Raw genomic sequence first — 25,184 nt, forward strand, 5'->3', positions numbered from 1 at the left:
GAACATGAATTGAATTGGATCTTCTTTATTCAGGCTATGCGCAAAGCTGGAGTATCGATCGAGGCGCTAGTTGAATTTGTTGAGCTATATCGTCTAAAGACTGATACGCGTGCTGCCCAAAAACAATTACTTGTCGAACAACGAGATAAATTAGAACAGCAAAAGCGCGAGATCGAAAAAACTTTGAATTATCTAAATTACAAGTTAGATAATTTTGAAAATCACGTGTTAAATTATGAAATTGAGAAATTACATTACAAAATAGATAAGAAAGATCAATGAGGTCATATGGCAAAAAAACATTTTTATGCAATAAAAAATACGGGGGAAATTTATCGCTCTTGGGCGGAATGCCAAACAGCACTTAAAAAAGTCAAAGCACCTGTATTCAAGGGCTTTGCCACTGAATCAGAAGCTAAGGCATTTTTAGCAGGAAAAAGTCCGACTGCAAGTTTACCAAGTGAAAGTATTTTCGTCGATGGTAGTTTTAATGCGGATAAAGCGATCGTCGGGGGTGCTTTTGTACTGGTAAAAGATGACAAAAGTGTTCATGAACAAACGATCCGAGATGATAAGCATACTGAGATCTTGCGTTTACGCAATGTCGGAGGTGAACTGTTAGCTACGATCTATGCCTTAAAGTATGCATTGTCGCTTGGAATGAGAGAAGTTACGATCTGTCATGACTACCAAGGGATCGCTAGCTGGGCAGATGGTTCTTGGCAAGCAAAACAAGATATTACTAAACGTTATGCTGCATTTGTTGAGCAAGTTATCAAAAAAGAGGGGCTACAGGTCCATTTTCAAAAGATCTCGGCTCATACGGGGGTAAAATTCAACGAACGGGCCGATCAATTAGCTAAACAAGCCGCAGAAATAACTAGTTGAGTACAAAAGAAGCTGTATTAGGCTTCTTTTTTTATGCTAAAAAAAAGCTACCCACGAAATGTAGGTAGCCGTGAAAGCTCAAAGCTTATTTTGAGCTGGAGCTAGATGAGGAAATGTAATCGGATAAGACATCTTTTAAGTCACTATCTTTGATGTTTACATTACCTTCTTTGAATTCTTTAGCAATGATCTTTTGCAATGCTGTTGAATCATTTAGTTTTTCATCAATAATTTGATCTTTCAATTCTTTTGTATGGTCAGCCATCTTGCCCTTGCCAGGGTTCTTGATACTGTAGATGACGTGGTAACCGTAGCTTGTCTTGACTGGTTCTTGTGAGAATTCACCTTGTTTCAAAGCAAAAGCAGCTTTTTTGAAGTCACTATCAAGAGAAGTATCCATGTTATTGAATGAAGGTAATTTACCACCATCGTTCTTAGTAGATTCATCGATCGATTTTTCTTTAGCTAACTTCTTGAAGTTATCCCAAGAGCCATCTTTTTTCAATTCTTCGATGATCGCATTAGCGTCTTCTTTCTTAGATACTAAGATCTGTGCGACTGTGATCGTTGGTTCATAGCTCTTCCATTGTTTCTTTAAGTCGGCATTAGTGATCTTAGTATTAGCGATCACAGCTTGACGTAGCAATAAGTTAGAACGAATGCTCTTCTTGAATGCTGAAGCTGTCATACCATTTTGTGCTAAAACAGTCGAGAAAGAAGAACCATATTGTTTTTTATACTTATTGTATTCTTTGTTAACTGCTTTATCAGTGACTTTATCACCATACTTGCCTTCTAAGATCTTATCTAAGATCATTTGTTGTAAGACTTGCTTACCTGAAGTAGTCTTTTTCATACTGTCGTAGTATTGGCTTTCAGTGATCTTACCACCTGATGTTGTTGCAACTGTCTTAGATGAACAAGCTGCTAAGGTGAAAGTCAACAAGATGCCGGCTAAAGCGGCAAACCATTTTTTCATTATGTTACACATCCAATCGTAAAATTAATAATTCTAATATAACACAAGTCACGTCTAAATTATCAATGTTTTAATAATTTTTAAGAAAAATCAATCGTTTTGTTGAGGTAATTTAGCTTGGATCTCTTTGGCTAAGGGTTCTACTTGTTCACGATAGTTTTCGATCTCTTGGGTCAAACTGTTGATCACAGGCTCAGAAGCTTTGAGTTCGGCTGAAAATTTAGCCACATTTTCTTTGACTTTTTCGACTTTAGCAAGATAATCTGTTATTTGTTCTACAGTTTGATCAAAAGCGATCATTTTTTGGGTGAGATATTTTAAGATCTCATCGCGCTTACTATAAGCATAAGCGCCGAGAGCCCCAGTAATGGTCAAAGTCCACAAAAATTTTTTCATTTTTTTCAGTCCTTTATCTGCTCGGTGATCTTATTTGCGATCACTTGCAATTTTTCTGGTGTGTAGTCAGCAGAATTATCGACAAAGGTCATTCCAAACCCATCTTCATTACTATAACGTGGTAAGAGATGGATATGTGAATGAAAGACCGTTTGATAGGCGACTTCACCGTTGTTATTGACGATGTTTAGTCCCTTGATCGTTGGGTCGGACGCTTTGATTGCACGTGCGATCTTAGGTAAGCGGCTAAAAACATCACTAGCTAATTGTTCATCGTATTCAAAGAGGTCAGAAACGTGCTTTTTAGGTACTACCAATGTGTGCCCTGGAGTCGCTTGTGAGATATCTAAAAAGGCTTTGACTTTATCGTCTTCATAGACGGTCACACTTGGGATCTCCCCGGCGATGATTTTGCAAAAGATACAGTCTGTCATATAAAAACCTTCTTTCAAAAATTTTAAATCTGCTTTTAGTATACACTATCTGAGTCGAATTTGTTGTAAACTAAATATTAAAAGGAAATAATGGAGGAAGGTCATGTTGGGAAAACAAACACATAGAATGCAATGCGGTATGATGTATAATGATTTAGATCCTGAGCTGATGCGAGCACGTCAAAAGACTATGGCCTTAACGACGGCGTATGCTCAAAGTTACTCGCAAAGTCCAGCCAAACGCGAAGCATTGTTAGCAAAAATTTTAGGCAAGATCGGCAAAAATGTTCATTTTGAACCGACTTTTCGATGCGAGTTTGGGAAGAACATCTCGATCGGGGATAACTTTTTTGCAAATTTTGATTGTATTATGCTTGATGGGGCTAAGATCACGATCGGGAACAATGTTTTATTTGGTCCACGGGTAGGTATTTATACCGCAGATCATACAATTGATAAAACTGAGCGCCAATTGGGAGATTGTCAAGCTAAACCAGTCACGATCGGCGATAATACTGTGATCGAATCGGGAAATGTGGTCACACATGATATTCCTTCTAACGTAGTCGCATATGGCGATCGAAAGATCACAGCAGCTGATAAAACGGGCTATGATCCCACCAAAATTTAGATAAGTAGGTAATTTAGATGACACTAGAAATTGAAAATTTAGTCGGTGGTTACTCACGTGTTCCAGTTCTAAAAGATATTTCATTTACGGTCAAAGCCGGTGAATTAGTCGGTTTGATCGGCTTGAACGGGGCAGGTAAATCTACGACCATCAAGCACATTATTGGATTGTTACGCCCACAAAAGGGAAAGATAACTTTAGAAGGTGTGACCTTAAAATCAGATCCTAAAACATACAAGCAAAAAATGGCTTATATTCCTGAGACTCCGATCTTATACGAAGAATTGACTTTACGTGAGCATATCGAGTTAACGATCATGGCTTATGGATTAGAAGCTAAAAGTGCTTGGCAACGCGCTCAAAAATTACTTGAGCTCTTTAGATTAGAAAATAAATTGGATTGGTTCCCAGCTAATTTTTCTAAGGGGATGAAACAAAAGGTGATGATCGTTTGTGCCTTTATAACAGAGGCTAAACTTTATATCATCGATGAACCATTTTTGGGACTTGATCCTTTAGCGACTCAAGATCTCTTAGATTTGATCGATCAAAAAAAGCAAGCTGGGGCAGCCGTTTTGATGTCGACGCATGTTTTGAGCACAGCCCAAGAATACTGTGATCGCTTTGTCATGATCGATCAAGGTCAAGTAACTGCTAAAGGTGATCTAGCAAGTTTGCGGACACAGTTTGGCGATGAAACAGCTTCTTTAGCAACGATCTATCTCAAGCTCACAGGGGCAGGTGAAAAACATGCTTGATCTGTGGAAAATGCGCCAAAAAACTCATCAAAAGCAGATGTTTAAGTATTTACGCTATGTACTAAATGATCACTTCATCTTAGCGTTGCTTTTCATCTTGGGTGGCTTAGCTTTGAGCTATTCAAATTATCTCAAAGCCCTCTCGCCCCAAGCAGAGATCTGGTATGCTAAACCGTTAGTGTTACTTATTTTAGTCATAAGCTTACAAGTCGGACGGTTGGCAACATTGTTAAAACCAGCTGATATCGTATTTATTTCACCCCGACAAGCTGAAATGGGCCAATATTTACAAAAAGCTTTACAGTCATCGTTAATTTTTGCTTGGGTGTTTGATACATTAGTGATGTTGGCTTTGACGCCATTCTTACTTGTTGCTGCTAAATTGACAGTAGTCCAGCTCATCTTTTTATGGCTATTGCTACTAGTATTGAAATATTTACAACTAGAGCGAAAACTACTAGGCCTTTATCAAGCTCAATTTGCTAGTGGACGATGGAAGTGGTTCTTAGATATTGGCTTTTGTGGTCTCTTATTAGGGACAAGTCTTTATTTAGATCCATTATATCTATTATTAGTAGCTGCACTTTTGACAGGTTATATCGATAAGTCAAAAAAAGCTCTCACGACACAGGCTGTATTTAACTGGGAAGTGGCTATTGAGACTGAAAATGAAAGAATGTTGCAGTTATATCGTTTCTTTGCGCTCTTTACCGATGTACCTAATTTGCAAGTCGCAGCCAAACGACGGCGCTATTTAGATCGTCTGTTACCACAAGCTAAGCCTGGTGGAAGTTTTACTTACCTCTACTGGCGGGCCCTGGTACGCAATGGTGAAACCAGTGGCTTAGTATTACGGTTAACGGTCTTAGGTGCTGTTATCTTGTATTTCATCACTGAACCGTGGCTAGCCTTAGCTCTAGCAGTGCTATTTGTCTATTTGCTTGGATTTCAGTTGTTTTCTTTGTATCACCACTACGACGAAATAGTTTTTATGCATATCTATCCGTTAGATCCAGAAAATAAACAAAAAGCATTTCAGAAAATGTTAGGGCAATTATTGTTTGTGGTCGCGGTGATCTTTACGTTAGTTAGCTGGATACAGTTACAAAATAGTTTATTTAGTCTCGAATTTTTAGGTGTTTTAGTGCTTGAGATCGTATTATTGACTCGGCCTTATCTTAAGGGACGCTTAGCAAAAAGAGCTTGACACTGAGTCTAGTTCTTTGTAGACTTATTTTAGTTATCGATATTTTCAAAAGGAGAGCCCCAGATGGATTTCAATTTGGAACATGGCTGGGAGATCTTACCGATCGATGGCGATACTGGCACTGCTTATATGGCGGTGAATAACGATGAACGTATCTTTATCAAGCGTAATACTTCGCCGTTTTTGGCGGCTCTTTCATTAGAAGAGATCGTTCCACGCTTGATCTGGTCAAAGCGGACAGTCTCAGGTGACACTCTGACTGCACAAGAGTGGTTGAATGGTCGTTCGCTAAAACGTGAAGAGATGTGTTCGCTCCAGGTCTCGGAATTATTAGCTCGGATGCATGGTTCCAAACTTTTAAAAAAGATGCTGTTACGGGTCGGAGGCAAGACGTATACGCCGGCTGATCTGTTGGCACAATATTTTAATGGTTTGAGTTCTGAATTACGTCAGCATCCACTATTATCCGAAGCAACGTCGCGATTGAAGGCAAACCAGCCGCAACTTGAACGCTCGAATTACGAAGTATGTCATGGCGATTTAAATCATAAAAACTGGCTCTTATCTGAGACAGGACAGCTATATCTAGTAGATTGGGAAGCCGTTAAGTTGGCTGATCCGGCTTTAGACCTTAGTATGTTAATGTGTCAATATGTCCCACGCAAAGACTGGAAGCAATGGTTGACGCGGTATGCAAAAAAAGAACCGTCACCGGATATGATGAAACGCATTTATTGGTATGCGGTCATGAATCTTTTGTTAGTTATCAAACACAACTATCAGCGTGGTCATTTCCATGAAATGAACCAAGACATTATCAAGCTTAATCAAGTAATCAAGAAGCAAAATTATATTTAAAATTGATGGGGATAAAAGGCATCAAAAACCTTTTGTCCCTTATTTAGTGAATTTTAGTTGAAAGGAAGTCTATGTATTAACTACATAGCAATTTATCATGCGTTTACGAAATAAACCTTGGGCTAAGCCCTTGATCCAAGAAAACCCACAATATGTCGTAACTGATCCGGCAACTTTACGTGGTAATTGGCAAAGTCGTTTTGAAAAAGAACAACCACTATATGTCGAGATCGGGATGGGGAAGGGCCGTTTTATCGTTGAGATGGCCAAGAAATATCCTGAGCGTAATTTTATCGGTCTTGAAATGCAAACAGTTGCTACAGGGATCGCCTTGAAAAAACAACTCGAGGCCAAATTGCCTAATCTCCAGTTAGTGTGTGCTAACGGCAGTGGTTTGACCGAATTCTTCGAACCAAATGAAGTTAGTGGGATCTATTTGAATTTTTCTGATCCATGGCCTAAGAATCGTAATGAAAAACGGCGCTTGACTTATAAGAGTTTTTTGGCTCAATATGAAGAAGTGATGCAAGCTGACGGTCATCTTGAATTCAAGACCGATAATCGTGGCTTATTTGAATATTCATTGACGAGTTTGAACAATTATGGGATGGTATTTGATCAAGTATGGCTAGATCTTCATCAGACACCAGATGTTGAAGATAATGTGATGACTGAATATGAAGAAAAATTCAGCCAAAAAGGTCAACCGATCTATAAACTCGAAGCTCATTTCAAAGCTTAGGCAAAAAAATTTTAAAAGCTAAGAGGATAAGTTATAATATACAAAAAGTAAGTAATTTATCTTGGAGGTATTTAAGATGGAAAAATTAGCAAAGATGGATAAAAAAGCATTAGAAGAAAAATTGAGCACAGGGAAGTATGTATTATTCTTTACCGCTGACTGGTGCCCAGATTGCCGTTTTATCAAACCAGCAATGCCTGAGATCGAAGCCAACTTTTCACAATTCGAATTTATCTTAGTCGATCGTGATGAAAATATCGACCTTTGCCAAGAAATGATGATCATGGGGATCCCAAGTTTTGTCGTGTATGAAGACGGTAAAGAAAAAGCTCGTTTTGTGAATAAAGATCGTAAGACGAAAAAAGAAGTAGAAGACTTCTTGAATAATATCTAAAACAAAGGAAGTATCAAATAATGTTAATTGCTAGCTATAATCCGACCCAAATGGGTGATGTTTTATTGACGATGGTGCGCCCTGAAGCAGCAGCGCAAGCAACTGAACAAAAAGGACGGATCGTTCGTATTTTTAATGCCGAAAATAATGAAACTTTAGGGTTCAACTTTTTTGATGTCAGTGAGATCTTGGTTGATCTAGCTGGCAAAGGTCAAGTTTTCTTGGATCAAGCTCAAGTTGAAGCTTTGAATCAAGCTTTACAAACAGCGGGGTTCGAACCTGAATTGGTCTTTGATGATGAACCTAAATTTGTGGTGGGCTATGTAGCTGAATTGACAGAACATCCAGATTCAGATCATTTGCATATCGCTAAGATCGAAGTCGATAATGACCAAACCTTGCAGATCGTATGCGGCGCACCGAATATTGAAGCTGGGCAAAACGTGGTCGTTGCTAAAGTTGGTGCGATGATGCCAAATGGTGCGATGATCTGGCCAGGTAAATTGCGGGGTGTCGATAGCTATGGGATGGTTTGTGCTGCTCGTGAGCTTGAGTTACCTAATGCGCCTAAAAAGCGTGGTATCTTAGTTCTTGATCCCGCTGAATTTGCAGCTAAGACAGCTTTTGATTTTGAAAAGGGGGCTAAGCTATTTACAGCTTAGTTTAGTAGATCTCACCTGGGACTGTGATAAGTCCTAGGTGTTTTTTTACATAAAGTTTTATAAAAGTGGTAAAAAACCTTTTCTCCATTTTGAATAATTACTATAATGAATTTAAAAGTAAATTAGACAGACAGTTAGGATGAACACCATGGAACATTATGATGGACCAGCCTTTTACAGAAATAATGGTCGCCCAGCTACAAAAACGCGGGTTCAGACTAAAGTACCAGCTAAAACTGAAAAAGCACCGACTAAAATAGCGACAAGTAACCAAAAGGAACGTTTAAATGGAACTTCACGGGCTTTTAGTCCAAGAAAAGTCCCGCGCTCTTTAGTTGCCGAGCGTGTTGTAAAAAAACGCCCTGATTACGATAAATTGGTGCGTTCATTAAAGAAAGCCCCCGAAGATTATTTACTCTTTGAAGGGACTGTTTTACTAGGAACTCAAGCGATCGATCTGACGGTAAGTCGCCAGTTTGATAATACAGATACTAAATTGCCTAAACACCCGACGGTATCATCACAACTAAAAACACCAACATTAGCTTCGGACAGTCGATCAACTAGTTCTAGTTTAGCGACTAGTGAAAGTATGAGCGACACAACAAGCCAGGTCCACTCGACAAGTTCGACTAGCCAGTTGCAAAGTTCAGTAAGTGATACGCGCACTCAAAGCATGAGCCCAGCTAACAGTAACAGTGAGGCAAAGAGCGTAAGCCAAAGTCAAGTAACTTCAGAGCTTAGTTCACAAGTTGACCTCACTAGTGAAATCGCTACTAGACCAGAGTCTCCCAAAATGACCGGGCTCAAAGCAGCCTTGGCACATGAAAGCTCTTTGACGCAAAGCGAACCAAGTGTGTCAGCGAAACTGACATTACCTAAGGATGGACCTGAGCCTTATCAATTTCCAGCACTTAGTTTATTACCTGCACCAGTGATCAATGACGATCCTGCATTGGATGATTGGGTCAAAAGTCAGGTCCAAACGTTAAATGAGACACTCAAAGCGTTTCATGTTGAGGCGACTGTTAGTGATTGGACTATTGGCCCGACGGTTACGCAATTTGAATTGACTTTGGGACGGGGAGTCAAGGTCAACAAGATCACCAATTTAAATGATGATCTCAAACTTGCCTTAGCTGCTAAAGACATTCGGATCGAAGCGCCGATCCCAGGTAAAAGTAGTGTTGGGATCGAGATCCCCAATAAAACTTCACGCCCAGTCATGTTATCTGAAGTCTTGTGTTCAGATAAATTCCAAGAAGCTTCTTCACCATTGACAGTAGCTTTAGGAGTCGATCTATTTGGCAAGCCCCAGATCACAGACTTACAAAAAATGCCCCATGGCTTGATCGCAGGGGCTACCGGTTCGGGTAAATCGGTCTTTATCAATAGTTTGCTTGTTTCCTTACTCTATAAAGCTTCACCTAGTGAAGTGAAGTTGGTCTTGATCGATCCTAAAGCAGTCGAGATGGCGCCTTATCATGATCTGCCCCATTTACTAGCGCCCGTGATCTCTGATGCTAAAGCAGCTGCGGCCGCGTTGAAATGGCTCGTAAATGAGATGGAAGAGCGGTATCAACGTTTAGCTGCTGCTGGGGCTCGTAACTTAGAGGCTTATAATGAAAAAGCTAAGGCAGCCGGTGAGTATGGGCTGCAATTGCCATATATCGTGGTAGTGATCGATGAATTAGCTGATCTTATGATGGCAGCTTCGTCTGAGGTCCAAGATCATATTGCCCGGATCACGCAAAAAGCTCGGGCAGCTGGGATCCACTTATTAGTTGCGACCCAACGACCAAGTGTGGATGTTTTGACCGGAACGATCAAAAATAATATTCCGACTCGGATCGCTTTTATGGTCTCAAGCCAAGTCGATTCACGAACGATCTTGGATACTGCTGGGGCCGAACGCCTTTTAGGTCGTGGCGATATGCTCTATTTGGGAAATGGTTCGGGGCAACCGACCCGGTTGCAAGGGACTTATATTGAAGATGAGGTCGATGCGGTGACTGATTTTGTTAGACAGCAAGGTAAGCCTAAGTACGCTTTTGATCCCGATAGTTTGAAAAAACGTGCAGTAGAATCAGAAAAACAAGATGATCTTTTGCCTCGAGTTTTAGACTATATCGTTAATGAAGAGACGATCTCAACTTCCAAGTTGCAACGAGTCTTTTCGATCGGCTATAATCGTGCTGCCGCGATCATCGATGATCTTGAAGCTAAACAATATATTTCACCAGCGCATGGTGCCAAGCCACGGAAGGTCTTTTTGACTCAAGAAGGCTTGAATAAATTGCGCAGTGTATAATAAAAAGACAAACGCTCAATAAGTGAGGTTTGTCTTCAATCTAAGACTGAGGTATACTCAGTCTTTTTTTGATACATTTATTCGTTAAATATAAAATTTAAAAATTCTGGGAAATGTTTAGCCCAGTAAAATTCACTATGAGATTCAGCTGCAAAAATATTTAGTGAGATATTATCCATTGGATGCCCTGTTCGTAAAAGTGTCTGATAGTAGCGCAAAGATTCATCAATATAGGCTTGGGCCTGCTTTTCAGGAGCCAAAACTTCATCGTCACCAGCATCATTTTCACTAGCTCCTGTTTGAATATAGACCTTATTGCCAGGGTGCAAGGGATGAGAAGTGATAAACTGCGTGAATTTTACTTGATTCAACCAGGCAGCACTAGAAAAAACGCCTAAATTTCCAAAGATCTCAGGGTACAGTGAACCGGCATAGGCTGTGATATAGCCACCCATTGAACTTCCAGCTAGCAACGTGGTCTCACGTTGAGGTAAGGTACGATATTTTTTATCGATGAATGGCTTGACAGTATCTACTAGCCAGTCAACATATGCTCGACCTAGACCGCCAAAATACCCGGTACCATCAGATGTTTGAAATTCAGTCTTCCATGGTGAATATTCATCGAGACGGTGTTCGGCGCTATTGTCGATCCCGACAATGATCATTTGTGGCAATTCGAGGTGTTGTTTGATCAGGGGAATGACCTTCCACGAATAACCTGCAAACGCTTCGCGACTGTAAAAAACATTTTGCCCATCGTGCATATATAAAACCGGATAATGACGCTCATTTTTAAAATAATCTCGGGGAAGTAGTACTCGGATCCTGCGCTCATTTGAAAAATAAGGCACAAATAGATAATGAGTCCGTAGCTCGAGATAATAACTGTTTTGAGGCATAATATAGCAGTTCCTTTCCCAATTTCTTGCATATATGACCAAGATATACTGAAAAAAACTTTTTGTCCAGCTATGGTCAAAATTTTATTTATATAAAAATAAAATGATAAAAAATGGTATTCACATTAGTTGTGATTTGTGTTAATATTAACGAAAAATTAAATGAAAGTTAGTTAATGCTGGGTGAAATAAAATTTATTTTGGCTTTTTAAGCGGGATAAGCGTTTAGAGTGACTAAGGTATTGTAAATTAAAAAAGGTGGAGGAAATTATATGCATTTTGAGAAATGTCAATTACATAGTAAGGTTTTAGGACGTTCGATGAATTTTAATGTTTATGGTCATGCGGGAAGACCGATCTTAGTTTTTCCGGCTTCTGGTGGTAGTCATAATGAATATGGTGATTTTGGGATGATCGCAGCATGTCAGCGTTGGATCGATAGTGGTCAGGTACGCTTTTTTACCCCAGATTCGTTTGATAAGGAAGCTTTTGAGGCTAATGAGAAAAGTCCCCATGATCGTGCCTTAGCGCATATGGCTTATGAGCGCTTTATCGTTGAAGAATTAGTACCACTTATCTATGACAAGACAAACTGGTCCGGAAGTTTGATAACAACTGGATGTTCGATGGGGGCATATCATGCAATGAATTTTGGGCTCAAATTCCCTGAGATCTTTGATACTGTTATTTCGTTAAGTGGACTATATGATCTGCGGTTTGTCGTAGGTGATTATGGCGCTGATGAGCTAGTTTACTACAATTCACCAACTGATTATCTATGGAATTTAGCTGATCCATGGTTTTTTGAAAAATATCGGCAAAATACTTATATCATCTGTACCGGTCTAGGACCTTGGGAAGAGGTTGACGAGACTCGCAAACTTGAAGCTGTTTTTAAGGCTAAGCAGATCCCAGGTTGGTTTGATTACTGGGGGAAAGATGTTTCGCATGACTGGGTCTGGTGGAAAAAACAGATGCCATATTATTTAAGTAAATTATCCGAAACGGGACAAATTTGAGTAGAAGGGACAAGATATAATGAATTTTATTGTTATTTCGCCCCATTTTCCTGCAAATTTTGAGCAATTTTCAGTGAGTCTCAGCAATAATGGGATCACGACTTTGGGGATCGGGGATAAAGCCTACGATGAATTGACACCTAGTTTGCGCACCGCATTGCATGAGTACTACAGAGTCGATGATATGGAAGATTATGACCAAATGTATCGAGCAGTAGCGTACTTTGCATTTAAATACGGTAAGATCGATCGCTTGGAATCACATAATGAATATTGGCTGTTTCAGGATGCTAGATTGCGGACAGATTTTAATATCCCAGGCTATAAGAGTGATGAGATGGATAAGATCAAGTATAAGTCAAAGATGAAACAGGTCTTTTTGAGCCACGATATTCCAGTTGCACTAGGAAAAGTTTTTCAGACCGCAGAGGAAGGCTGGAATTTACTAGAACAGTTCGGTTATCCAGTGATCGTTAAACCCGATTCTGGAGTCGGAGCTAGTGACACGTATAAGATCAGTACGCCGGAAGACTTTACTGCTTTTTTGACCAAACGTACTCCTGATGTAACTTATTTTATGGAAGAATTCATCGAAGGAGACATCATAACTTTTGATGGTCTGACAGATCAAACTGGACGTGTGGTTTTTTATTCTTCACTCGTTTACCAAGAGCCTGCTTTAGATACAGTCCATCGCACAGGTGACATGTATTTTTATGAGACACGTGACATTGACGCAGATCTTTATGAGTTAGGAATGAAAAGTGTAGCAGCTTTTGATATTCGGGAAAGATTTTTCCACTTCGAGTTCTTTAGAACAGCAGATGACAAGCTCTATGCCTTAGAGATCAACTGTCGTCCACCAGGTGGGCCTTCGATCGATCTGATGAATCATGCTCATCAGTTGAGCTTGTTTGAAGAATATGCTCATTTAGTTAAAGAAAATAAATTCTATGGCGATAGTACTTGTCCGTATTACAGTGTCTATATTTCACGAAGTAACAAGCAAGATTATCGCTATGACCTAGCTAAGATCAGACAAAAATATGGAGATGAGCTAAAAGAGATCCAACATGTTCCAGGGGTGTTTGCTGAGATCATGGGAGATGTTGGCTATATTTTCAATACTAAGACTAAAGAACAGATGCACGCGATAATCGAATTTGTTGGTGCACTCAAGACATAGAAATAAGAAATGAGCCGATCAGAATTTTGGTCGGCTTTTTGTATGGCTATGACTTTAAAAAGGTTTGCGATCTATGGTAAACTTAGCTTAATTGTTAATTAAGAAAAGAGGATATTTACCATGAATATGGACACCACATATTTTTTTGTAGGCATCAAGGGGACGGGGATGAGTGCGTTAGCCCTTATTTTAAATGACAAGGGTTATAAAGTTGCCGGTTCAGATATTGAAAAATATACGTTTACACAACGTGGCTTAGAACAGGCTGGAATTGAGATTTTCCCATTTGACGAAAAAAATATCCATGACAAGATGACGATCGTTGCTGGTAATGCTTTTGGTGATGAGCAAGAAGAGATCAAAAAAGCACGTGAATTAGGCTTAAAAGTTATGCGTTATCCGGAAGTTGTTGAAATGTTGATCGAAGAGACGACAAGCATTGGGGTCGCTGGTGCCCATGGTAAGACGAGTACTTCAGGTTTGTTGGCCCATGTTTTAAGTGGGGTCTCACCAACAAGTTATTTGGTCGGAGATGGCTCAGGTAAAGGGATCCCTGATGCACGTTTCTTTGTATTTGAAGCTGATGAATATCGTCGCCATTTTGTAGCATACCATCCAGACTACACGATCATGACCAATATCGACTTTGATCACCCTGATTATTTCACTGGGATCGAAGATGTTTGTGATGCTTTTGAAACGTTGGCTAAACAAACTAAAAAAGGCCTCTTTGTCTGGGGTGAAGATAAATATCTTCGCAAACTAAAAGCCGATGTACCAGTATATTATTATGGGACTGAAGCTGATGACGATGTGCGTGCTGAAAATATCAAACGTACGACTAAGGGCTCAACTTTTGATGTGTATTTACACGATGAATATTTAGGCAACTACGAGATCCCAATGTTTGGTAAGCATAACATCTTGAACAGTTTAGCTGTTATCGCTGTTTCGCACATGGAAAAAGTCGATCAAGAAGAGATCAAAAAAGAATTATTGACTTTCAAGGGGGTCAAGCGGCGTTTTACTGAAAAGCGTGTTGCTGACATGGTGATCATTGATGACTATGCTCACCATCCATCTGAGATCACTGCGACTTTAGATGCTGCGCGCCAACAATACCCAGATAAGAAGATCATTGCAGTTTTCCAACCGCATACTTTCAGCCGGACGGTCGCATTGATGGACGAATTTGCTAAGAGTTTAGATCTAGCCGATAAAGTCTATTTGACTGATATTTTCAGTTCGATCCGTGAACATGACGGTAAAGTTTCTGCCAAAGATCTAGGTGAAAAGATCACTAAAGGTGGCGAAGTTTTAGCTCTAGATAATATGTCACCATTACTTGATTACCATGATGATGTCGTTGTCTTTATGGGTGCCGGTGATATTCAAAAATACGAATATGCTTATGAAAAATTATTGAGCGATCTTAGCTTGAATAATAACTAATAAAAGACGATGCGTTAAGCGCTCTATGAATAACAAAACCTCACTATGATGCAGATCTTTAACAGCATAGTGAGGTTTTTTGTTATTCAGGTAAGAGAATGACAGCATCTAACAAGCGGTTAGCATAACTGGTATTAGCATTGAAGTTATGGTAGACCCACTTTGCTTCAGTGACATTATCGGTGATGATCCCATCTACATCCAAGAAGGCGGCCTTTTTAAGATCTTCCTCGCTATTGACAGTCCAAGAATAAACTTTTTTAAAACTGAGCTTGGCCTGGGTGACAAAAGAGTCATTTAACGTTGTCTTTTCCATCGTATAACCATTAGCTGGTGTCTGCGGGAAGATGAAATTATACGGTAGGATATAGTAAGCATTTAGTGTAGGAGCATATTTTTTAGCACTAGTAATAACTTTGTAGTCAAGTGATTGTAACTCATGATTATTTTGTTTGAGCGTAGTTTTGTATGTGTCAAAGAAATTTTTTAACATATTTTTTGAATCACGTTTAGTTGTCTTGATCTCGACTAATAGTCTTTGCTCATATTGTTTGGCAACGCTCAGATACTCGTCGAAACTAGGGATCTTAGCTTGGTGACCATTTTCGTGTACGGTCAAAGCAGTCAATTGAGCCAGTGTCAGCTCTTGGGGGCTAGTATCAAGATCGGCGAGTTGCTTTAGATTTTCATCATGCATGACGACAAATTTATGATCTTTGGTTTCTTGAATATCGATCTCGATGTAATTTGGTTTAGCTTGGGCAGTCTTACGAAGAGCAGGGATCGTATTTTGGACGCCATTTTTTGCATCGACTCCACGGTGTGAGATGATCAATGGTGTTTGACCTAAATGAACTAAGTAGGCCCCGTTACCTAAAAGAGCTCCAAGTGTAAATAAAGCGAACAATGGCTTAGCTATCTTGCTGAGCCAGCTTTTTTTAGTACTTTTGTAAGTCGCTAAGGTAACGTCAGCTGGTAAAATGAGCTGTAAAAGGGCAACGCTAGCCCAAACAGAGATCAGAAATGAGCCGATCTGCAGTAAGGTAACATTGATACTTCCACCGATAAGCGCACTCAACGGATTCTGATCGAGTCCAAGTTGGATCGAATATAAAATACCGATCAGTCCTAAGTTAGTGATAAGCGCAATAAATGAGATCTTTAGTAGTTTTAGCGTATAAGCCCAAAACTTATTTCTAGTTAGTTGCCAACTTTGTGCGAGCGCTGCTTTGATCTTGACTTTTTCAAAAAGCATCAGCGGTAAAACGAAGAGCAGGCGGATGCTCAAAATAAAGATCGCTAAGTAAAAAATACCGAGCAAAGTTGCATAAAGTGGTTTTTGTAAGAGAAAATCCAAGATAAATTCAGGGATGACTATTTTACTCAAAAGTGGCGAATTAAAGAAGATCCCACTAAAAGGCACGATCAATAAGAAATAGCCGGCAAAAAAGAAGATCCCGAGTGGATCGAGCTGGCGTAATTGCCGAGCCGTGTTTTTTAAGATCGCACGAAAGCTGAATTCATCTTGCCTGATCAAAACAACACCGTTTAGGATGAGCGCAAATTGCCCAAAAACACAGATGATCAAAATGATCAATTCCAAAAGTAAGCCCAAGGTGATATAGGGATGGCTCGTAACGAGTGAAAGTGCATTGGTATAAGATAAATAGGGGATCGCACCTAAATTCAATAGTAGCGAAGTCCACGCATTAAAGAGGGGGATAATCGCGACCTCAAGTGAAAGTTCGACCACTAAAAAGAGGATCAGATAATTTTTCCAATGTAAGCTAAAATCGCGTTTTAAACGCATCGTATCACTCCGATTTTTTAAATTTTATTACATTGTACCCAATACAATGCGCTAGAACAATAATTATCCCTAAATCTAGGTAATTTGATCTAGACCTAACGATTGAGCAAAAAGAAGGGGTATGCTATCATTAAGGCAGACCACTTAGAGGAAGGTGAAGCTATATGCCTGATGATGTGCATCGGCAGGGCAAAACGATCGCTGAGATCAAAGAAGGCGATTCATTGACTGTAACGGAAAGTATCTCAGAACGAGATCTATTGATCTATTTGGGACTGACTAACGATAATAACCCACTGTATATTCAAAATGAATATGCACAAAAATTAGGGCACGCTGGTCCAGTTGTGCCGCCAGTATTGTTGAGTGGGATCATTACGAGCTCAGTTTCAAAATTATTACCTGGACCTGGGAGTGAAGTGGTGAATTTTTCAGCTAACTTCATTCGGCCAGTCTATCATGATGAGATCGTCACATTCAGTTTTGAAGTGATCAAAGTTGATACGATGAAAGAAGTTGTGATGATCTCAGTTGAGGGTAGTAACCGTCAAAATGAACGCGTTTTAGATTCAGTTGTCATGGCTCGGCCTCCGCGTCAGCAAGATTAGCTACATTTATGATCAATTAAATACTTGAAAGAAGGAGAATTTTATGAATAATAATCCCGAAGTTTACAACAATAGTAATGCTGGCTTGAACAGTTTCTTTACTAAGATGTATGGGTATATGAGTGCTGCAGTAGCAGTTTCGGCGCTAACGGCTTTCTTTGGTTCGTTTAGCCCAACTGTGATCCGGTTTATGAGTAATCCGATCGCCTTATTTGCAGTCTTTGGGGTCCAATTAGTTTTGGCTTACTCCATGTCGTCGCTTAAGTCACAACGTTCACCTTTAGTGAGTGCTTTAGGTTTGTTCGTCTTTGCAGGGTTGGAAGGTCTACTCTTTAGTGGGATCTTTATCGTCTACACTGCCCAAAACATTACCAGTGCTTTTGTTTCCGCCTTTGTGATGTTTGCTGTTTTGTCCTTTATGGGCTCAACAACTAAAAAAGATCTCTCAGGGATCGGTCGCCAAGCTCGTGCCGCTTTGATCGCGTTTATCATCGTCTCGTTGATCAACTTGTTCTTGCAAAGCCCAATGATCACTTATGTCTTTTCCTTTATCGGTTTAGTGATCTTTGCTGGTCTGACAGCTTGGGATACCCAACGCTTACGTCAAATGTATCTTCAAATGGGTTCACAAGTAAATGTTAATAATTTGGCCTTGATGGGTGCTTTACAGCTCTATTTAGATTTTATCAACATTTTTATCTTCTTGTTGAATATCTTTACTGGTGCTGGTGGCAACCGCGACTAGTCAAACGAGTCTCTTCGACTTTTCGGAGAGGCTTTTTTTATTTCTACGAAAAATTTGTTAAAATAAAAGAAACTAGATAAGAGGACGGATCGATATGGCAGAAGATAAGAAAATGTTATTAGTGGATGGCAATAGCGTGGCTTTTAGAGCCTTCTTTGCACTCCATAATCAATTAGAACGCTTTGTCAATCACGCTGGGCTGCATACTAATGCGATCTATGGCTTTAAATTGATGCTAGACAAGATCTTGGGCGATGTTTTACCGAGTAATGTTTTAGTTGCTTTTGATGCTGGCAAAGTGACTTTTAGAACGAAAGCTTATGCTGATTACAAAGGTGGGCGTTCCAAGACCCCAAATGAATTGTCAGAACAGTTTCCTTACATCAGAGAATTGCTTGATGCTTATGGGATCAAACACTATGAATTACCAGAATATGAAGCTGATGATATTATCGGAACGATGGCAGCCAAAGCAGAAAAAGCAGGGTATCAAGTCACGATCGTAACGGGTGACCGCGATCTGACGCAGTTGACGACTGATAAGACGACCGTTGCAGTAACGATCAAAGGGGTAACGGAGATCGAAGAATATACACCAGCTCATGTGGTCGAAAAATATGGCTTACAACCAGCACAGATCGTTGATATGAAGGGCTTGACAGGTGATAGCTCAGATAACTATCCGGGGGTAACTAAAGTCGGTGAAAAGACTGCGATCAAACTTTTAAAACAATACGACACGATCGAAGGGATCTATGAAAACATTGAAGCGATGAAAAAGTCCAAGTTAAAAGAAAACTTGATCAATGATAAAGAGCTCGCATTTCAATGTAAAGATCTTGCGACGATCAGAAAAGATGCTCCAGTAGCCCTCACTTTAACTGAGACAACTTGGCCAGGAGCTAAAAAAGAAGATTTGCTCAAATTCTTTGAAGAGATGGATTTTAAGAGTTTTATCGCTCAATTACAAACTAGTTCAGCCGACGATGTCAGTGCAGGACCTACTTTGAGCAAATTAGAGGTCGAAGCTTTAGATGAAGCTAAGGTCGAAAAGTTAATTTATGATAAAGCTTCAGATATCAGCTTTTATCTTGAACTAAGTGATGATAATTACCATACGGCTGACTTTTGGGGCTTTGGGCTTAAGATCGATGACCGCTATTATGCAACTAGAGATGTTGAGCTCTTAAAATTACCCAAACTAAAGCAATTACTGGAAGATCCAGCGATCCAAGTTGATGTGTTTGATGGTAAACAGACCTATGTAGCCTTAAAACGTCTAGGTATTGAACTAAAAAATATCAATTTTGATTTACTTTTAGTCTCATATCTGCTAAATACCAGCGATAACAGCAATGATCTGGGGAATTTAGCCAAGCGTCATGACTACTTCGATGTTTTGACCGATGAAGAAGTCTATGGAAAAGGGGCTAAGCGCAAAGTTCCAGTTGATGATGCGATATATTTTGAGCACTTAGCGCATAAACTCAAAGCTATCTCAGATCTAGAAGATAAGTTGATGAAAGAACTAGCTGAAAATGAGCAAGAAGATCTTTATTTTGAGATCGAACGTCCACTTTCTTTAGTCTTAGCGCAAATGGAGATCACTGGGATCAAAGTCGATCGTGAACGCTTAGATATCATGCAAAGTGAGTTTAAGGAACGTTTGAGTGAGTTAGAACAACAAATATATAACGAAGCTGGTGAGAAATTCAATATCAATTCACCTAAGCAACTTGGGGTGATCTTGTTTGAAAAATTAAAATTGCCAGTTGTTAAAAAGACTAAAACAGGCTACTCAACGGCTGTAGATGTCTTAGAAAAATTACGTGGGATGTCACCGATCATCGATAATATTTTAGCTTACCGTCAATTGGCTAAATTACAATCGACCTATGTTGAAGGCTTATTAAAAGTTATCGCAGCTGATGGTAAGGTCCACACACGTTATACACAAACTTTAACGGCAACTGGGCGTCTATCATCAGTTGATCCTAACTTGCAAAATATCCCTGTTCGTTTAGAAGAAGGGCGTAAGATCCGGCAAGCTTTTGTACCAAGTCATCCGGATTGGGAGATCTTTGCTTCTGATTATTCGCAGATCGAGTTACGAGTCTTAGCCCATATTTCAAAAGATCCGCACATGCAACAAGCTTTTAAAGATGATTTTGATATTCACGCTAATACTGCGATGCGTATTTTTGGATTAGATGATCCAAGCCAAGTTACAGCTAACATGCGTCGCCAAGCTAAAGCGGTCAACTTTGGGATCGTTTATGGGATCAGTGATTTTGGTTTGGCACAAAGTATCGGGAGTACCCGTAAGCAGGCAAAAGAGTTTATGGAGACGTATCTAGCCTCATTTCCTGGAGTACATCAATACATGCAAGATATCATTGAAAGTGCGCGCCAAAAAGGCTACGTTGAAACACTTTTCCATCGTCGGCGGTACCTTCCAGATATCAAGAGCAAAAATTACAACTTGCGCTCATTTGCAGAACGGACTGCGATGAATACTCCGATCCAAGGCAGTGCAGCTGATATCATCAAAGTTGCAATGATCAATATGCAACAAGCTTTAAAAGATGCAGGCTTAGAAGCCAAGATGTTGTTACAAGTACACGATGAGTTGATCTTTGAAGCACCTAAAGCAGAGATCTCTAAACTAAAAGAGTTAGTACCAAAGATCATGGATTCGGCCGTTGAACTTTCGGTCCCATTAAAGGTCGAAAGTGCTAGTGGTAAGACGTGGTTTGAGACTAAATAGTATAAGATGAGGTGAAAAAATGCCAGAGTTACCAGAAGTAGAGACAGTCCGGCGTGGTTTGCAAAAATTAGTTCTAGGTCAAAAGATCGCACGCGTCGAAGTTTTATATCCTAAGATGATCGTTGGTGATGCTGACGATTTTAGAGCTAAATTAAAAGATCAAACACTTGAAAATATCCAACGGCGGGGTAAATATTTGCTCTTTAGGTTTTCAAATGATCTTACCGTCGTGTCCCATTTGCGCATGGAAGGTAAGTTTTATGTCAAAGAAGCGACTGATCCAGTCGACAAGCATACACATGTCATCTTTTATCTAACTGATGGTCGGCAGTTGCGCTATAACGATGTTCGTAAATTTGGGCGGATGCAATTAGTTCAAACGGGCAGTGAAGAAGATCTGCCAAGTTTAGCTAAATTAGGACCTGAGCCAGTAGCTGAAACTTTTAAAGTTGCTGATTTTTATCAAAAACTACAAAAAAAGAAGAAAAATATCAAGACTGCCTTACTTGACCAGACTTTGGTCACGGGGTTAGGCAATATCTATGTTGATGAGGTGTTGTGGCAAAGTAAGATCCATCCAGAGACGTCATGTCAAAAATTGACCTTAGAGCAAGCAACGACATTGCATGATAACATCATCACTGAATTAGCTAAGGCGATCGAAGCTGGTGGAACAACGATCAGAAGTTACACGGATGCTTTCCAAAAAACGGGCGCCTTTCAATTTGAACTAGATGTCTACGGTCAAACCGGTGAGCCGTGCAAACGTTGTGGTACAAAGATCCAAAAGATCGTGGTAGGACAACGAGGCACGCATTTTTGTCCGCAGTGTCAGCAGGTGGTAAAATGACATATATTTTAGGCTTGACTGGTGGGATCGGAATGGGCAAAACGACGATCAGTAATTTTTTGCAAACATTAGATTTTAAGATCCTTGATGCTGATGTGATCGCCCGAAAAATCGTTGAACCAACGACGCCTGGTCTGGCTGAATTGCAAAAAACATTTGGACCTCAGATCATCCAAGCTGATCAGACTTTAGATCGGGCTAAGCTTGGTAAGCTCGTCTTTAGTGATCCTAAGAAATTAGCCCAATTAGACCAGATCATGCAGCCTTTGATCAAAGCTGAATATGAAAAACAGTTGGCCTTGGCTGAGCAACAGGGGCATAAAGTAGTTGTGATCGATGCTGCCTTATTATTCGAAAATGGTTATGCAGATCATTGTGATGCAGTTATCAATGTTGAAGTTCCTAAAGCAGTGCAACTAAAGCGGATCATGAAACGCGATCATTTGAGTGAAAAGGCGGCACTTGAGCGGATCGCTAGTCAAATGTCTGCTGAAAAAAGGCGGAATTTGGCTACAACTACAGTAGATAGTTCGGGAACAGTTGAAGAAACGCAAGCGCAAGTGATAAAATGGCTAAAGATAAATAATTTAATCGAGAATTAGGCAGTGAGGTAAAGATTATGAAGTGTCCAAATTGTCACCAAAATGGATCACGTGTAGTGGATAGCCGTCCCGCCGACAATGGACATGCTATTCGGCGCCGGCGGGAATGTGAAAATTGTGGTTTCCGTTTTACTACATTTGAAAGAGTAGAAGCAGCGCCACTATTAGTTATTAAGAAAAATGGTGCCAGAGAAGAATTTAATCGTGAAAAAGTCTTGCGTGGTGTTATGCGAGCAGCTGAAAAACGGCCTGTTGCAATGGATGAGATCCAAAATATCGTTGATCAAGTTGAAACAAAGATCCGTGCAGTCGGAGGTAATGAAGTTTCCAGTCAATTGATCGGTGAATATGTGATGGAGATCTTAGCCAATGTCGATGATATCGCCTATATCAGATTTGCTAGCGTCTATCGTGAATTTAAAGATATGGCATCTTTTGCAAGGGAATTGCAAGACTTGATGGCACGTGATAACGAAAAAAATAAGTAGTTGGGGGATGTTAGGCGATGAGTGAAGGTTTAAGGCAGATGTCGCCTAAGGATGGTTACGTTGTCAATACTAAAGCCCATATCGGTTCGACAGAGTTCAAAGTCATTTTAAAGCTCTACCAGCCGTTGATGGGAGTCAATGCTTATGGTATTTATTCATTATTAGCGGCTAAAGTAGCTCAAACACCAGACTTGTTAGCGCGCCGAATGCATAAAGAGCTATTGGATATTTTGAATTTAGGTTTGCGTGACTTTTACGAAGCCCGGATCAGATTAGAAGCACTCGGACTATTGAAGACATTCATTCAAAAAGATGAGCTTGGTCAAGTGTTTATCTATGAGTTACAAGCTCCTTTGAGTGCCGAGGCTTTTTTTAAAGATGACCTCTTGAGTATGCTTTTAGCCGATTCATTGGGTCAGACCCAATATGACGAGTTGAAACAAGAATTTGTCAAACCAGATCTCACCTATACTGATGCTAAAGAGATCACCAAGTCGCTTCTAGATGTCTTTACTGTGAAAAAAGATACATTACTCAAAAATTCACAGGTAAAAGCGACAGCTAAACCGGCTAAAAATCTCGTTGATTCAGTCGAAGTCGATCTAGATATAGAATATTTAAAAGAGCTTTTAGCCCAATCTTTTGTGCCGGCAACTGAGATCAGCCGTTCACTTGAGACCTTAAAGTCGATCGCTTTATTATATGGTCTAAATGAACTAGAACTCGTCAAATTGCTCGAACAGGCACTAAATGTCAAGGACGATAAAGTCGATCTTGAACTTGTCAAGAAATTAGCCACTCAGCAATTTGATCGGCAATTCAAAGAGCTAACACCTAAAGAAGTTAAAGCGACCGCACCGATCGATCCAGCGGTGAGTGCGGAATTGACGCAAACTGATTTAGCGCTGATCGCTGTTTCAAAACAATATCTGCCGCTTGAATTCATCGAAGAACTCAAACGGCAAAAGAATAGTTTTGTGACGAATTTAGAGCGATATACGGTCAAAACTCTAGTTGAAAAACAAGTTTTACCCAATGCGGTGATCAATGTCTTGTTGCACTATTATTTGATCGCTCAAAATAACACGATGTTAGAAGATAAAGTGGCTAATCGTTTTACTAAAGCTGCCGCTAAGTTAGCCGAAAAGAAGATCAAGACTCCAGAAGAAGCAATGGTCTACATGCGTGAGGCTAACCAGAAAGCTCGTGAAAAGAAACAACAAAAAAAATATTATGGGCGAAAACAGCAGATCGTACAAAAAGAAACTTTGCCGGACTGGGCAAAAGATGAAAAAGAACCTAAAGCTAAGTCAACTAAAGCGGATAAACAGGTACTAAATGCTCAGATAGACGAATTATTGGCACAGCTAGAACAAAGTGAATAGGAAGGCGGTGGCTAAAATGGAAGATCTAGGCAAGAATTTGACTGAGCAGATGCAAAGAAATAATTGGAACGAGCGCTATCAAAAGCTGATCACCGAGATCTTGCAGGATACCGAGGTGCGGACTTTTTTGGCTGAAAACAGTCAAACTTTGACACAGGCAGATGTGATGAAAAGTGCGAGTAAATTGTATGAGTTTGTGACTTTAAAAAAGCAGATAGCTCAAGGTAAACAGACTTTTGCACCAGGCTATCTACCGACACTTGCGATCAGCAATCACCGGGTCGAAGTCGTGTACGTTCCTACAGCTGAGCTCAAAGCAAGGCGTGAGCAAAAAGCTTTGGAAGCGCGTGTTAAGACGATCAATCTACCGCGTAGTGTTCGTAAAGCGCAGTTAAAAGATTATGAGCGTAGTGATGAACGCATGGAGGCTTTAAAAGCGGCTTTGGATTTTGTTAATAGTTACTCTAAAAAACCAAAAGAATTTCACAAGGGTCTGTATTTAGAAGGCAGTTTTGGTGTGGGTAAGACCTATCTTTTAGCAGCGATCGCTAACGATCTAGCTAAAAGGGGCTATCAAACGACTTTGGTGCATTTTCCATCGTTTGCTGTTGAGATCAAAAGTTCGATCAGTAAAAATCAAACGACAGAGTATATCGATAGTTTAAAAAAAGCACAGGTCTTGATGATCGATGATATCGGGGCTGATTCTTTGAGTAGCTGGCTAAGAGATGATGTTTTAGGGGTCATCTTACAATACCGGATGCAAGAAGAGTTACCGACCTTTTTTAGCTCGAATCTCTCGTTGACACAGCTAGAACAGCAGTATTTGACGGTCAACAATCGGGGGGAAGCCGAGCCTTTGAAGGCCAAGCGCATTATGGAACGGATCAAATTTTTGGCCGATGAATATCATGTTGTAGGAAAAAATCGCCGAAATCCGGAATAATGACTTGAAATTAAAGAGGTTTCGTGCTTAAATAGGAATTACATTAAGTAAAAGACAAACGGCAAATCAATTCAGGGAAAGAGACCTTTGACTGCAAGTCTCTTAAAGAGGAGCTTACCACTTTTATCACGATAGCCTACTGCAAAGGTAGGACGGCTCGTTTC

The 25,184-nt window shown here is 40.0% G+C and carries 26 protein-coding genes; 21 read left to right on the forward strand and 5 right to left on the reverse strand.

The genetic code is table 11. The features are described from left to right. Positions 1-282 (forward strand): MerR family DNA-binding protein (locus tag LMU01S_RS03505; protein ID WP_061773554.1); only part of this gene is annotated, 282 nt, incomplete at its 5' end. A gap of 6 nt (positions 283-288) precedes the next feature. Continuing rightward, a complete protein-coding gene (locus LMU01S_RS03510) occupies positions 289-888 on the forward strand; it encodes a ribonuclease H1 domain-containing protein (RefSeq protein WP_056959176.1) in 600 nt (199 codons plus the stop codon). Between the two features lie 85 nt (positions 889-973). Here LMU01S_RS03510 and LMU01S_RS03515 read toward each other — a convergent pair whose 3' ends face one another. The 3 genes from LMU01S_RS03515 to LMU01S_RS03525 all read right to left on the reverse strand — a co-directional run bounded on the left by LMU01S_RS03515 (position 974) and on the right by LMU01S_RS03525 (position 2,697). Next, positions 974-1,867, reverse strand: a complete 894-nt coding sequence (locus LMU01S_RS03515) for a peptidylprolyl isomerase PrsA (protein ID WP_056959177.1) — start codon at positions 1,865-1,867, stop codon at positions 974-976. A gap of 90 nt (positions 1,868-1,957) precedes the next feature. Further along, entirely contained in the window at positions 1,958-2,263 is a 306-nt protein-coding gene (locus LMU01S_RS03520; RefSeq protein WP_056959178.1) for a hypothetical protein, read from the reverse strand. A gap of 5 nt (positions 2,264-2,268) precedes the next feature. Then, positions 2,269-2,697: an HIT family protein gene (locus LMU01S_RS03525; RefSeq protein WP_056959179.1), complete on the reverse strand. Its 429-nt coding sequence runs from the start codon at positions 2,695-2,697 to the stop codon at positions 2,269-2,271. 103 nt (positions 2,698-2,800) lie between these two features. Between LMU01S_RS03525 and LMU01S_RS03530 the strand changes: the two genes are divergently transcribed. From LMU01S_RS03530 to LMU01S_RS03565, 8 genes are all read left to right on the forward strand, one after another. Continuing rightward, complete coding sequence (locus tag LMU01S_RS03530; RefSeq protein WP_082613072.1) at positions 2,801-3,328, forward strand: sugar O-acetyltransferase; 528 nt, start codon at positions 2,801-2,803, stop codon at positions 3,326-3,328. Between the two features lie 17 nt (positions 3,329-3,345). After that, positions 3,346-4,086, forward strand: a complete 741-nt coding sequence (locus LMU01S_RS03535) for an ABC transporter ATP-binding protein (protein WP_004048119.1) — start codon at positions 3,346-3,348, stop codon at positions 4,084-4,086. After that, positions 4,079-5,293: an ABC transporter permease gene (locus tag LMU01S_RS03540; protein WP_056959180.1), complete on the forward strand. Its 1,215-nt coding sequence runs from the start codon at positions 4,079-4,081 to the stop codon at positions 5,291-5,293. Before LMU01S_RS03535 ends, LMU01S_RS03540 begins: the two co-directional genes overlap by 8 nt. A gap of 63 nt (positions 5,294-5,356) precedes the next feature. Further along, on the forward strand, positions 5,357-6,151 hold the full coding sequence (locus LMU01S_RS03545; protein WP_056959181.1) for a phosphotransferase family protein: 795 nt from the start codon (positions 5,357-5,359) through the stop codon (positions 6,149-6,151). A gap of 97 nt (positions 6,152-6,248) precedes the next feature. Beyond that, positions 6,249-6,893, forward strand: a complete 645-nt coding sequence (gene trmB, locus LMU01S_RS03550; protein WP_056959182.1) for a tRNA (guanosine(46)-N7)-methyltransferase TrmB — start codon at positions 6,249-6,251, stop codon at positions 6,891-6,893. A gap of 76 nt (positions 6,894-6,969) precedes the next feature. Beyond that, on the forward strand, positions 6,970-7,287 hold the full coding sequence (locus tag LMU01S_RS03555; protein WP_004048111.1) for a thioredoxin family protein: 318 nt from the start codon (positions 6,970-6,972) through the stop codon (positions 7,285-7,287). A gap of 20 nt (positions 7,288-7,307) precedes the next feature. Next, positions 7,308-7,949, forward strand: a complete 642-nt coding sequence (gene ytpR / locus LMU01S_RS03560; protein ID WP_056959183.1) for a YtpR family tRNA-binding protein — start codon at positions 7,308-7,310, stop codon at positions 7,947-7,949. A 148-nt stretch (positions 7,950-8,097) separates the two neighbouring features. Then, the gene (locus tag LMU01S_RS03565) at positions 8,098-10,260 is read left to right on the forward strand and encodes a DNA translocase FtsK (protein WP_056959184.1); all 2,163 of its coding nucleotides are present in this window, start codon (positions 8,098-8,100) and stop codon (positions 10,258-10,260) included. 77 nt (positions 10,261-10,337) lie between these two features. On the opposite strand, the gene LMU01S_RS03570 is transcribed toward LMU01S_RS03565, so the two are convergent. Then, positions 10,338-11,162, reverse strand: a complete 825-nt coding sequence (locus tag LMU01S_RS03570; protein ID WP_056959185.1) for an alpha/beta hydrolase — start codon at positions 11,160-11,162, stop codon at positions 10,338-10,340. A gap of 272 nt (positions 11,163-11,434) precedes the next feature. Here LMU01S_RS03570 and LMU01S_RS03575 point away from each other — a divergent pair, with 272 nt between their 5' ends. The 3 genes from LMU01S_RS03575 to murC all read left to right on the forward strand — a co-directional run bounded on the left by LMU01S_RS03575 (position 11,435) and on the right by murC (position 14,819). Then, on the forward strand, positions 11,435-12,181 hold the full coding sequence (locus LMU01S_RS03575) for an esterase family protein (protein WP_056959186.1): 747 nt from the start codon (positions 11,435-11,437) through the stop codon (positions 12,179-12,181). Between the two features lie 19 nt (positions 12,182-12,200). After that, positions 12,201-13,367, forward strand: a complete 1,167-nt coding sequence (locus LMU01S_RS03580) for an ATP-grasp domain-containing protein (protein WP_056959187.1) — start codon at positions 12,201-12,203, stop codon at positions 13,365-13,367. 120 nt (positions 13,368-13,487) lie between these two features. After that, entirely contained in the window at positions 13,488-14,819 is a 1,332-nt protein-coding gene (gene murC / locus LMU01S_RS03585) for a UDP-N-acetylmuramate--L-alanine ligase (RefSeq protein WP_056959188.1), read from the forward strand. An 82-nt stretch (positions 14,820-14,901) separates the two neighbouring features. Here the strand turns inward: murC and LMU01S_RS03590 are convergent, their stop codons facing one another. After that, positions 14,902-16,629, reverse strand: coding sequence for a glycerophosphoryl diester phosphodiesterase membrane domain-containing protein (locus LMU01S_RS03590; protein ID WP_056959189.1), 1,728 nt, complete (start codon positions 16,627-16,629; stop codon positions 14,902-14,904). 164 nt (positions 16,630-16,793) lie between these two features. Between LMU01S_RS03590 and LMU01S_RS03595 the strand changes: the two genes are divergently transcribed. The 8 genes from LMU01S_RS03595 (at position 16,794) to dnaI (ending at position 25,020) form a co-directional block, all read left to right on the forward strand. Then, the gene (locus tag LMU01S_RS03595) at positions 16,794-17,237 is read left to right on the forward strand and encodes a MaoC/PaaZ C-terminal domain-containing protein (RefSeq protein ID WP_004048097.1); all 444 of its coding nucleotides are present in this window, start codon (positions 16,794-16,796) and stop codon (positions 17,235-17,237) included. 43 nt (positions 17,238-17,280) lie between these two features. Then, complete coding sequence (locus LMU01S_RS03600; protein WP_004048096.1) at positions 17,281-17,982, forward strand: Bax inhibitor-1/YccA family protein; 702 nt, start codon at positions 17,281-17,283, stop codon at positions 17,980-17,982. 94 nt (positions 17,983-18,076) lie between these two features. Continuing rightward, the gene (gene polA / locus LMU01S_RS03605) at positions 18,077-20,749 is read left to right on the forward strand and encodes a DNA polymerase I (protein ID WP_056959190.1); all 2,673 of its coding nucleotides are present in this window, start codon (positions 18,077-18,079) and stop codon (positions 20,747-20,749) included. A gap of 19 nt (positions 20,750-20,768) precedes the next feature. Beyond that, positions 20,769-21,599, forward strand: a complete 831-nt coding sequence (mutM, locus tag LMU01S_RS03610) for a DNA-formamidopyrimidine glycosylase (RefSeq protein ID WP_056959191.1) — start codon at positions 20,769-20,771, stop codon at positions 21,597-21,599. Continuing rightward, the gene (gene coaE / locus LMU01S_RS03615) at positions 21,596-22,201 is read left to right on the forward strand and encodes a dephospho-CoA kinase (RefSeq protein WP_056959192.1); all 606 of its coding nucleotides are present in this window, start codon (positions 21,596-21,598) and stop codon (positions 22,199-22,201) included. Before mutM ends, coaE begins: the two co-directional genes overlap by 4 nt. Before the next feature lie 17 nt (positions 22,202-22,218). Then, positions 22,219-22,689 carry a transcriptional regulator NrdR gene (gene nrdR / locus LMU01S_RS03620; RefSeq protein ID WP_056959193.1) on the forward strand — a complete coding sequence of 157 codons (471 nt, stop codon included), beginning with the start codon at positions 22,219-22,221 and terminating at the stop codon, positions 22,687-22,689. Positions 22,690-22,706: 17 nt separating this feature from the next. After that, positions 22,707-24,074, forward strand: a complete 1,368-nt coding sequence (locus tag LMU01S_RS03625) for a replication initiation and membrane attachment family protein (protein WP_056959194.1) — start codon at positions 22,707-22,709, stop codon at positions 24,072-24,074. A 16-nt stretch (positions 24,075-24,090) separates the two neighbouring features. After that, positions 24,091-25,020: a primosomal protein DnaI gene (dnaI, locus tag LMU01S_RS03630; RefSeq protein ID WP_056959195.1), complete on the forward strand. Its 930-nt coding sequence runs from the start codon at positions 24,091-24,093 to the stop codon at positions 25,018-25,020. The last annotated feature ends 164 nt before the right edge of the window (positions 25,021-25,184 follow it).

The organism is Ligilactobacillus murinus DSM 20452 = NBRC 14221 (assembly GCF_001591685.1).
GTDB classification, from domain to species: Bacteria; Bacillota; Bacilli; order Lactobacillales; family Lactobacillaceae; genus Ligilactobacillus; species Ligilactobacillus murinus.

Bases quoted from the DNA above. Each gene is read 5' to 3' on its own strand.
- LMU01S_RS03510 (WP_056959176.1), top strand. From the start codon at position 289: ATGGCAAAAAAACATTTTTATGCAATAAAAAATACGGGGGAAATTTAT.
- LMU01S_RS03515 (WP_056959177.1), bottom strand. From the start codon at position 1,867: ATGAAAAAATGGTTTGCCGCTTTAGCCGGCATCTTGTTGACTTTCACC.
- LMU01S_RS03520 (WP_056959178.1), bottom strand. From the start codon at position 2,263: ATGAAAAAATTTTTGTGGACTTTGACCATTACTGGGGCTCTCGGCGCT.
- LMU01S_RS03525 (WP_056959179.1), bottom strand. From the start codon at position 2,697: ATGACAGACTGTATCTTTTGCAAAATCATCGCCGGGGAGATCCCAAGT.
- LMU01S_RS03530 (WP_082613072.1), top strand. From the start codon at position 2,801: ATGTTGGGAAAACAAACACATAGAATGCAATGCGGTATGATGTATAAT.
- LMU01S_RS03535 (WP_004048119.1), top strand. From the start codon at position 3,346: ATGACACTAGAAATTGAAAATTTAGTCGGTGGTTACTCACGTGTTCCA.
- LMU01S_RS03540 (WP_056959180.1), top strand. From the start codon at position 4,079: ATGCTTGATCTGTGGAAAATGCGCCAAAAAACTCATCAAAAGCAGATG.
- LMU01S_RS03545 (WP_056959181.1), top strand. From the start codon at position 5,357: ATGGATTTCAATTTGGAACATGGCTGGGAGATCTTACCGATCGATGGC.
- trmB (WP_056959182.1), top strand. From the start codon at position 6,249: ATGCGTTTACGAAATAAACCTTGGGCTAAGCCCTTGATCCAAGAAAAC.
- LMU01S_RS03555 (WP_004048111.1), top strand. From the start codon at position 6,970: ATGGAAAAATTAGCAAAGATGGATAAAAAAGCATTAGAAGAAAAATTG.
- ytpR (WP_056959183.1), top strand. From the start codon at position 7,308: ATGTTAATTGCTAGCTATAATCCGACCCAAATGGGTGATGTTTTATTG.
- LMU01S_RS03565 (WP_056959184.1), top strand. From the start codon at position 8,098: ATGGAACATTATGATGGACCAGCCTTTTACAGAAATAATGGTCGCCCA.
- LMU01S_RS03570 (WP_056959185.1), bottom strand. From the start codon at position 11,162: ATGCCTCAAAACAGTTATTATCTCGAGCTACGGACTCATTATCTATTT.
- LMU01S_RS03575 (WP_056959186.1), top strand. From the start codon at position 11,435: ATGCATTTTGAGAAATGTCAATTACATAGTAAGGTTTTAGGACGTTCG.
- LMU01S_RS03580 (WP_056959187.1), top strand. From the start codon at position 12,201: ATGAATTTTATTGTTATTTCGCCCCATTTTCCTGCAAATTTTGAGCAA.
- murC (WP_056959188.1), top strand. From the start codon at position 13,488: ATGAATATGGACACCACATATTTTTTTGTAGGCATCAAGGGGACGGGG.
- LMU01S_RS03590 (WP_056959189.1), bottom strand. From the start codon at position 16,629: ATGCGTTTAAAACGCGATTTTAGCTTACATTGGAAAAATTATCTGATC.
- LMU01S_RS03595 (WP_004048097.1), top strand. From the start codon at position 16,794: ATGCCTGATGATGTGCATCGGCAGGGCAAAACGATCGCTGAGATCAAA.
- LMU01S_RS03600 (WP_004048096.1), top strand. From the start codon at position 17,281: ATGAATAATAATCCCGAAGTTTACAACAATAGTAATGCTGGCTTGAAC.
- polA (WP_056959190.1), top strand. From the start codon at position 18,077: ATGGCAGAAGATAAGAAAATGTTATTAGTGGATGGCAATAGCGTGGCT.
- mutM (WP_056959191.1), top strand. From the start codon at position 20,769: ATGCCAGAGTTACCAGAAGTAGAGACAGTCCGGCGTGGTTTGCAAAAA.
- coaE (WP_056959192.1), top strand. From the start codon at position 21,596: ATGACATATATTTTAGGCTTGACTGGTGGGATCGGAATGGGCAAAACG.
- nrdR (WP_056959193.1), top strand. From the start codon at position 22,219: ATGAAGTGTCCAAATTGTCACCAAAATGGATCACGTGTAGTGGATAGC.
- LMU01S_RS03625 (WP_056959194.1), top strand. From the start codon at position 22,707: ATGAGTGAAGGTTTAAGGCAGATGTCGCCTAAGGATGGTTACGTTGTC.
- dnaI (WP_056959195.1), top strand. From the start codon at position 24,091: ATGGAAGATCTAGGCAAGAATTTGACTGAGCAGATGCAAAGAAATAAT.